Consider the following 6,000-nt stretch of genomic DNA (forward strand, 5'->3'; position numbering starts at 1 on the left):
AAGGAAATTGCCATGCATGTCTTACAGAAGTGGCGTCAATTTCGAGAGAACGACATGCATCAAAACAAGACCTAAATCACAACAAAAAAGCTCCCGGGAATCTGCCAGTCGGCAAAGTTCCCGGGAGCTTTGAGATGGACCGCTGTTACTTCTTCTTGGCGGCTGGCTTTTTGGCCGGTGCAGCCTTCTTCACAGCGGCCGTCGACTTGGCGGCGGCGGCCTTCATCGGAGCCTTGGCGGCGGGTTTTGCCGCTGCCTTGGCTGCCGGCTTCTTGGCGGCGGGCTTGGCTGCTGCCTTCGCAGCAGGCTTCGCCACAGCCTTGGCGGCCGGCTTCTTGGCGGCGGGTTTCGCTGCTGCCTTGGCGGCGGGTTTTGCTACTGCCTTAGCTGCCGGCTTTGCCGCTGCCTTGGCAGCCGGCTTTGCCGCTGCCTTCGGTGCTGCCTTCTTTACTGCTGCAGGTTTCGCGGCAGCTTTCGGTGCCGCTTTCTTTGCCGGCGCTTTCGCCGCCGGCGCCTTCGTCGTGGTCTTTGCCATGCGATGCCCCTTGCGTTTGTGCCGATGGCCGTGAGTGACCCGGCGAGCTAATGCATATCTGACTCGTGCGTATCTAGCCAGCGAAGCATTACATAGAATTTTGCAGATTAAGTTTCGGTTACGCTGAGAGCAAGATCGCAATGATCGGCACAGAAATCGGCAAAGAATCTTCCCGCTTCGCAGCGAACTATTGCAAGAGAAATCTCTGATATCGCGACTCACACGATCTTCTCGTCAAGCTCACATTGTCTTGCAACGCCGTCGATCTCACGCGGTCATCGGCGGCCTATCGGATGGCAACAATCATCGCACAGCAGAGGCTGATCTTGCTTCATCCCCACGGTTGCAGGAACAGCACTAAACTAAACGCGAGCTTTTTACTCGTATATCGAAAGTGGTTGGATGGAAGCCAGGAAAGACAGCACTTGAAGGAACAGCCCTGTTGTGTCGGAGTTTCCCAGACGAGAAGGGAGATCGCCAGCTTCGGCGCAAGAGATGCCTAACGGAAATGGGAAACGAAGATCGGGGAATCCTCCTCCCAGGAAGCCGCGATCCCTTGGAAGCCAAGGGGTGCAGGCCCCTAAGCGCCAACCCGCTCGCGCACCTGCAGCCGGCGCGAAGGCTCGGCGTGGTGGAGGTGGACGGCAAACGTATCCCACGGCGGCGCAATTCCGATCTGCATCAGGATCCGCCCGATCTCGCCGCGGTGATAGCCGCCATGCGTGACGACATGTGTCAGCATTTCCTGGCGTGACATCATCGCCCTGTCGCCGTCGGTGAAGGTGAAAGGCACAGGCTCTGACATGAGCTTTGGCGAGACGGCTTCGATATGGTCGAGATACCAACGATCCATCGCAGCGACATCAGCGCTCAATTCATCGAGTGCCGGTGTGTCCTCGGTGTTGTCGGACGCATAGCCATGACGCGTGCCGGAAAGATGCGCGGCGAATATCTTCGATACGACAAGGTTGTGGTTGATGAGACGGGTCGCCGTGTGGCGCTGATCGATATGCTCCTGCTGGTCGAGGCCCGCAAGCTTCTCCAGCAATTCACCATTCGCCCAGGCTTGATAAACGAAGAGGTTGCGGAGCAAATCCAGCGCGTCCATGGTCTATATCCTTTGCAAAAAATGTGAGTATGTTATCTATATTCTTGGCTGCTGGAGCAGACATGTCTACTCGCATTGCAAAGCCGCGCTCACGCATGCGCAAGCAGCCGCGCCAGGCGCGTTCGAGAGCGACGGTCGAGGCGCTCATCGAAGCCGGTGCTCATGTTCTGAGCGCGCTCGGCTGGGCCGGCTTCACCACCAACAAGGTGGCCGATGCGGCCGGCGTCAGCATCGGCTCGCTCTATCAATATTTTCCCGACAAGCTGTCGCTGGTCGAAGCAATTCGCCGGCGACATTTCGATCAGGTGCTGTCGGTGATCGCCGAATCAGCAGAAGGCGACAAGCCGCTCAAGCGATTCGCGCAGGAGCTGGTGCGCGGCATGATCGATGCGCACAGCATCCATCCGACGCTGCATCAGGTGCTGCTCGACGAGGCGCCGGGCGATCGCGGCTCACGCGCCGCCCATGCCTCGTTCCAGTCGCGCTATCTGGATCACTACACGGCGGCGGTGGCGCAATATCGCAGGCGCAGAAAGGACAATGAGACCGTGGCCCGGGTGCTGTCCTCAGCGGTCGAGGGCGTCATCCACAATGCCGCGCGGCGAGACATGCTCGACGCGCCGGAACTGCAGAAGCAGTTGGTCGAGCTGATCTGCGCTTACGTATCTGGTGGGAAGGCGATGTGAGGCAGCGGCAGCAGTTCGGAGATTGGCGAAACCGGAGCGACATCAGATCTCCCCCTTGCGGGGAGATAGCAGGTTCAACGGCGGTTCTTATCCGACCTTAGCGCAGGACGCGGCAGCGGCCGTTGTAGACCATCCAGCGGTCGAAGCCCGAGACGCAGAATTCGACATTGTCGCCGATCGAGGCAAAACCCTGGCCTTCCTCGATCAAGTACCAGATGGTGCGGGCGCGGCCATCGGAAAGGCTGACGGTGGCACCGCAATAGCGGCGGCCGATCGGCCATTCTTCGCTGGCCGGGAGATAGCGATGCTGGTGGATGCGTTGGAAATCGGTGATCGAAACATCCGGCAGATGCGGCACGTGATGCACCTGGTAGGAGAAGCGGCTGGAGATCTTGCTTAGCACCCAGGCCTCGCCGCAAACGCCGCTGTCCTCGTCGGAATAGACGGAAAGATCGGCGGCCTGCGCTGGCTGGCCAAGGGGTGCGGCCAGCGGCGTGCAAAGCGAAATCAGGGCAGCAAGAGCGGATTTGGCAAAGCGAGTCATGGCAGCCTCTCAAAGGTCGACTGCGCCCACTTTGCGGATTCGGCGGCGCGCGGTCAAGCGGTCGCACTGACGATGGTTTCCCGCTCCGCAACCGGTTTTGCCGGTGCGAAGCTGCGAAACCACGTCCTGAGCCTTTGAAAAAGCTCGCCTTGCCCATTTGGGAAAAGCGGCCTGCCATGGCCGGCGGGGTGCTGAAACCCGGCTCAGCCTAGCTTGGCGTCGCCCTGCTGTATCGCGGCCGGGTCCATCCAAATCGCTTCCCAGACGTGGCCGTCAGGATCGGCCAGGCTGCGATTGTACATGAAGCCATAATCCTGCTGGGCGTTGATGTCGGCGGCGCCGCCATTTTTAGCCGCCGCCTCGTTCATCGCATCGACCGCCGCGCGGCTGTCGCAGGACACGGCAAGCATGACCTCGCTCGAGGTGGCCGGTGGGATGGAGCGATCGGTGAACTGACGCCATTTGGCATGGGTGAGCAGCATGACGTTGATCGTTTCGCTCAGCACCATGCAGGCTGCGGTGTCGTCGGTGAAGTGCGGGTTGTTGTCGAAACCGAGAGCTTTGTAGAAGGCCATCGACGCAGCGAGGTCGGCGACGGGCAGGTTGTCGAAGATCATACGGGGCATAGGGTCTCCTTGACAGTACACAGTTGAAACCGGACCGGCGTTGCGCCGGACCATCCTCCGATGCCTTCTCTCAAGGCACCGGTTTTGCTTTGCCGCGCAGCCTCTCGGTCTACGCCTTCTGCATCTCTTCGACCTCTTCGATGAAGCCGAGCAAAAACTGCATCTCGGCGACCGAGTATTTCTCCAGCAATGCGGCACCTGCCTCGAAGATCGGATGGTAGCAGCGCCGGACGAGTTCCTCGGTCTTCTTGCCCGCCGCTGCCATGACCTTGCGCCTGTCATCGGGATCCGGCTGGCGGCTGACGAAGCCGCGCTTTTCCAGCCGGTCAATCAACGTCGTGACCGCCGCCGGCGTGAGATTTGTCTCCCTCGCTACGACGTTTGCCGGCCGCGGGCCGTGACTGATCGCGCCGAGACAGCGGCGCCCGGCAGCGCTCAGCACATAGATTTCGGCGACGGTCCCATCGAACGTTTCGACGGCATCCTGCCAGCGCGACATCGCGAAGCCTATCGCGTTGACCAGTTCCTCTTCTGTCGATCTTGGCATTCGATTCGAAATCTAATAATTAGATATCTATCTCTCGGATTCTGGGATTAGCGTCAACGCCGAGCCGATTAGATGTGCATCTCCATGGTTTCGGTTCGTTGAACACAGCTGAGCATTCGCGGATGGCGCCACCGTCAAAACCTCTAGCGACTTTGTGTCTTTGCCGCGGGCGTCGCCCGCTGCGAAGCGTCGCTACTCCCCGGCCAGCCATTCCAGCGACCAGTGCGCCGGCTTTTCGACCGCCAGCAATCTGTGCAGGACCGGCAGCACGATGCGCAGTTCGCGCTCCAGCGTGAAGGGCGGGTTGACCACCACCATGCCGCTGCCGTCGAGGCTTGGTTCACGCGATGCCGGCCGGATCTCGAACTCGATGTCGAGCAATTTTGGGACGCCGGATTGCTTGAGCGCCTTGCGGAAGGCGATGATCGCTTTGCGATCCTTGATCGGATACCACAGCGCGTAGATGCCACCCGGCCAGCGCCTGTGCGCTTTCTGCATGCCGTCGACGAGGCGGTCGAATTCGCCGGCTTCCTCGAACGGCGGATCGATCAGCACCAGGCCGCGCTTTTCCTTTGGCGGCAGATGCGCGCCAAGCGCCAGCCAGCCGTCGAGTTCGATCACCCTTGTCTGGAAATCGCCGGCAAACAGCGTCTTCAGCCTGGCGGCATCTGCGCCGTGCAGTTCGATCGCCGACAACCGGTCCTGCTTTCGCATGAGGTGCCTGGCGATCAATGGCGAGCCCGGATATTTCTTCACCCCGCCATCGGGATTGAGCGAACGCACCGCTTCAAGATAGGGGGCAAGCAGCGCAGCCGCCGATTTTTCGATCGGGGCGTCGATGAGGCGGCCGATGCCGCCTTGCCATTCGCCGGTCTTTTGCGCTTCCGCCGACGAAAAATCGTAGCGGCCAATGCCGGCATGAGTGTCGAGGACACGGAACGCCTTGTCCTTCTGCTTCAGATAGTCGAGCAGAAGGCTGAGCACGACATGCTTGACGACGTCGGCGAAATTGCCGGCGTGATAGGCGTGACGGTAGTTCATGCCGCGCTCATGTCGAGGAGCCTCTGCCCCAACGCGGCGGTGGCGGCTTCGAGTTCGGGTTCTCCGGCCGGCGACCGCCGAAAGCCAGAGTAAGCAGGAAGCCGATCAGGCCGACGGCCATCAGCCCATAGCCAACCGGCCGTGCGCGTTGATCGATCTCACCGGCGCCGGAGCGCAGTATCAGATCCACTGCGCGTATCGGGATATCGTCGGCGTCGCCCGGGCCGGCGGTGAAGAGATAGGCGCCGGGACTGACGGTTTCGATCACGCCGGCCTCGTCGCGAAAGATCTTGTCGGGCAGTTGCGGGCTGACCTGGCGCGGATTGTCGGCGTGGTTGAATTGCAGCGTCGAGGCAAGCACCGTGCGGCCGGCTGTGGCGGCAGTCAGCGTCAGCACAGTGCGCTGCTGCGAGACAATGCGCTCGGCCCTCGCCGTCAGGTCGACCAGCACTCTGACCGGCGCGTCGCCAGCTTTCAGCGTCACCGTCACAGGCCTAAACCGTCCCTGGTCGTAGACGCGCCAGGCGCCGATCTCGTGGCCGGAGAAATTGCTCATGGCCCAGGGATACACGAAGCCAATGGCGGCGCCGGCAAGCAGTATCAGGACAAACAGAAAGCGCATTGAGGAGATCCGGGTGTTCAACAGATTGCCAATAACGCCCCGAAGGCCAAAAAGCGATGGCTGACGCAGCGGAGCCACCTTTGTGGAGTCCGTTGGCGGCACGCAAGCCATGTGGCACTTATGGCGAATGAAGCCTTCCGCAGAAGCATCGACTCGTCTTTTCCAACCGATGCCGGTGGCTCATGCCCAATAGCACCGTGCTGATCACCGGTGCCCGCGCGCCGGTGGCGCTGCACCTGGCGCGGCTGCTGCATGGCGCCGGTCGCCGGGTGATCCTGGCCGACAGCCCGG

The 6,000-nt window shown here is 61.1% G+C and carries 8 protein-coding genes; 1 reads left to right on the forward strand and 7 read right to left on the reverse strand.

The annotated features are described in order from the left end of the window. Positions 1-145 precede the first annotated feature (145 nt). Positions 146-535: a hypothetical protein gene (locus X726_RS139265; protein ID WP_023673454.1), complete on the reverse strand. Its 390-nt coding sequence runs from the start codon at positions 533-535 to the stop codon at positions 146-148. A 580-nt stretch (positions 536-1,115) separates the two neighbouring features. Next, a complete protein-coding gene (locus X726_RS139260; protein WP_023673455.1) occupies positions 1,116-1,643 on the reverse strand; it encodes a DinB family protein in 528 nt (175 codons plus the stop codon). A 95-nt stretch (positions 1,644-1,738) separates the two neighbouring features. Between X726_RS139260 and X726_RS139255 the strand changes: the two genes are divergently transcribed. Beyond that, positions 1,739-2,329 carry a TetR/AcrR family transcriptional regulator gene (locus tag X726_RS139255; RefSeq protein WP_023673456.1) on the forward strand — a complete coding sequence of 197 codons (591 nt, stop codon included), beginning with the start codon at positions 1,739-1,741 and terminating at the stop codon, positions 2,327-2,329. A gap of 97 nt (positions 2,330-2,426) precedes the next feature. Here the strand turns inward: X726_RS139255 and X726_RS139250 are convergent, their stop codons facing one another. From X726_RS139250 to X726_RS139230, 5 genes are all read right to left on the reverse strand, one after another. Next, entirely contained in the window at positions 2,427-2,873 is a 447-nt protein-coding gene (locus tag X726_RS139250) for a hypothetical protein (RefSeq protein ID WP_023673457.1), read from the reverse strand. A gap of 203 nt (positions 2,874-3,076) precedes the next feature. Continuing rightward, entirely contained in the window at positions 3,077-3,499 is a 423-nt protein-coding gene (locus tag X726_RS139245; RefSeq protein ID WP_031215552.1) for a VOC family protein, read from the reverse strand. A 109-nt stretch (positions 3,500-3,608) separates the two neighbouring features. After that, positions 3,609-4,046 carry a MarR family transcriptional regulator gene (locus X726_RS139240; RefSeq protein WP_023673459.1) on the reverse strand — a complete coding sequence of 146 codons (438 nt, stop codon included), beginning with the start codon at positions 4,044-4,046 and terminating at the stop codon, positions 3,609-3,611. A 192-nt stretch (positions 4,047-4,238) separates the two neighbouring features. Next, positions 4,239-5,087 carry a 23S rRNA (adenine(2030)-N(6))-methyltransferase RlmJ gene (locus X726_RS139235; protein WP_023673460.1) on the reverse strand — a complete coding sequence of 283 codons (849 nt, stop codon included), beginning with the start codon at positions 5,085-5,087 and terminating at the stop codon, positions 4,239-4,241. A gap of 7 nt (positions 5,088-5,094) precedes the next feature. Continuing rightward, the gene (locus tag X726_RS139230) at positions 5,095-5,709 is read right to left on the reverse strand and encodes a hypothetical protein (RefSeq protein ID WP_023673461.1); all 615 of its coding nucleotides are present in this window, start codon (positions 5,707-5,709) and stop codon (positions 5,095-5,097) included. Positions 5,710-6,000: the final 291 nt, after the last annotated feature.

Origin of the sequence: Mesorhizobium sp. LSJC285A00, from assembly GCF_000503155.1 — a bacterium.
GTDB lineage: Bacteria > Pseudomonadota > Alphaproteobacteria > Rhizobiales > Rhizobiaceae > Mesorhizobium.